The sequence below is a fragment of the Tistrella bauzanensis genome (assembly GCF_014636235.1).
GTDB classification, from domain to species: Bacteria; Pseudomonadota; Alphaproteobacteria; order Tistrellales; family Tistrellaceae; genus Tistrella; species Tistrella bauzanensis.
Genome location: NZ_BMDZ01000168.1, coordinates 1 through 1,671, shown reverse-complemented (window position 1 = coordinate 1,671; position 1,671 = coordinate 1). Strand labels below are relative to the sequence as shown.

The 1,671-nt window shown below is 64.2% G+C and carries 2 protein-coding genes; one reads left to right on the top strand and one right to left on the bottom strand.

Features of this window, described 5'->3' with window-relative positions:
• Positions 1 to 308 precede the first annotated feature (308 nt).
• Positions 309 to 689 carry a transposase gene (locus tag IEW15_RS26250; RefSeq protein WP_229708864.1) on the top strand — a complete coding sequence of 127 codons (381 nt, stop codon included), beginning with the start codon at positions 309 to 311 and terminating at the stop codon, positions 687 to 689.
• 342 nt (positions 690 to 1,031) lie between these two features.
• On the opposite strand, the gene IEW15_RS25360 is transcribed toward IEW15_RS26250, so the two are convergent.
• A complete protein-coding gene (locus tag IEW15_RS25360; RefSeq protein WP_188583306.1) occupies positions 1,032 to 1,643 on the bottom strand; it encodes an RES family NAD+ phosphorylase in 612 nt (203 codons plus the stop codon).
• Positions 1,644 to 1,671: the final 28 nt, after the last annotated feature.

The following is a 1,671-nucleotide window of genomic DNA, read 5'->3' as shown; positions in this document are numbered from 1 at the left end:
GCGCGGCTACTTCGCGCTGGGCGGCCAGATCGTCGATGCGTCCATCGTGGAAGCCCCGAAGCAGCGCCTGACGCAGACCGAAAAGGAGGAGATCAAGCGCGGCGGACGGCCGGGCTGGAAGCCGGCGAAGGCGGCGCACAAGGACACCGATGCGCGCTGGACCATCAAGCGCGGCCGGGTGAAGAAGAAAGCCGGGCCAGAGTTGAAGGCCTCCGAGCGGCTGGCCTCGGGCCTGCTGATCCCGGCGTTCGGTTATAACGAATCACATCAACGTCGACCGGCGGCACCGGCTGATCCGGCGCTGGGAGGTGACGCATGCGGCAGCCCACGACGGGCCGCCGCTGCCGAAACTGCTGAACCCCAGCGCCTTCGACAGCCGGGTCTGGGCCGACAGCGCCTATCGCAGTGCCGCCAACGAGCGGGCGATCGCAGCGGCGGGACGTCGCTCGATGGTCCACTTCCGCAAGCCGAAGGGCCGGCCGATGTCCGCGCCGTACCGGCGCGCCAACAGCACCCGTTCCAAGGTGCGCTCGGCCGTGGAGCACGTGTTCGCCGAGCAGAAGGCGCGGATGGGGCCGTTCGTCCGACCCGTCGGCCTCGCCAGGGCGCGCGTGAAGATCGGAATGGTCAACCTCGCCTACAACATGCGCCGCCTGATCTGGCTCGACGCCCGATGCGCGGCGGCGTGAGGGCCGAGACGGGCTGAAACGCAGGGGAAGGCCGGCAAGTGGGCCGATCGACGCCGCCCGTGCCCCCTTCAGACTGCCGGAAGGGCGGGAAGAGCGCGTAGATCAAACCGTCCTGGCGGGCATCCGCCGATGTCTGCCGGTCACGCCCCGGTCGATCCCGACGGAAGGCAGAGTGCTGGCCGCAACGTCCTCTCGCTCGATCGCGCAGTCTATCTCAACGCCTATCTGACCAGGAGAAAAGGGATGTCGCCGGCTTCCTCCTTTTTCACGCTCTGTGGCAGAGGCTGGGGTGCCGAGGGGCTGATGGGGGCCACCGCGTGATCTTGAGTCCATGCTTTGGCCCTAGACTACTTTGACACCAATGCGAGAGGCCAGAATCAGCAGCTGGATATACAGGGGATGTTCAAGAATGCTGTGCGTGGGCGTGGAGATTGAGAGATCGCTGGTGGCAATGCGGTCGCCGAACAACATGACGGCGCACGCTCGATCGTCCTGGCGCGAGATCCAGCACAAGCCTTCAATCTTCGGGCATTGGGTGTGAATGGCTTCTGCCCATCTCCGCGTGCCGGGATATTGGTCCTTCTCGGTGTCAATGAGCTCGCTTCGGCGTAGCCCAAGCGCGCGCAGCGCAGTCGAGCTGAGATCGGCCAGCACCAGATTTCGCAACGGGTTCAGCACCGAATAGGCTTGCTGGTCCAGCTTCGCCTGATTGAAGGTCTTTAATCCGGATGCAAAGGGAACGTCATGGAAAACGGTCTCCATTGCAGCGCAGTCGAAGGTCGTGCCGCCATAGAGCGTCGGTATGGGGGCGCCGGTTTCCTTCTGGATTGGACTGAAGCGAGCATTTCCTTTAATGCCCGGGTTGAAGAGCCTGTTGCAGAATGGGCTCCAAACCTGTTGATGTCCGCTTGCCCCCGCGCTGCGGGGCTGATTCCCTCGGGTGATGTGACACATGACGGGGTCGGAGATGGCGAATTTCTAT

What these genes read in the sequence shown, in the direction of transcription:
- IEW15_RS25360 (WP_188583306.1), bottom strand. Translation starts at nt 1,643, where the DNA reads ATGTGTCACATCACCCGAGGGAATCAGCCCCGCAGCGCGGGGGCAAGC.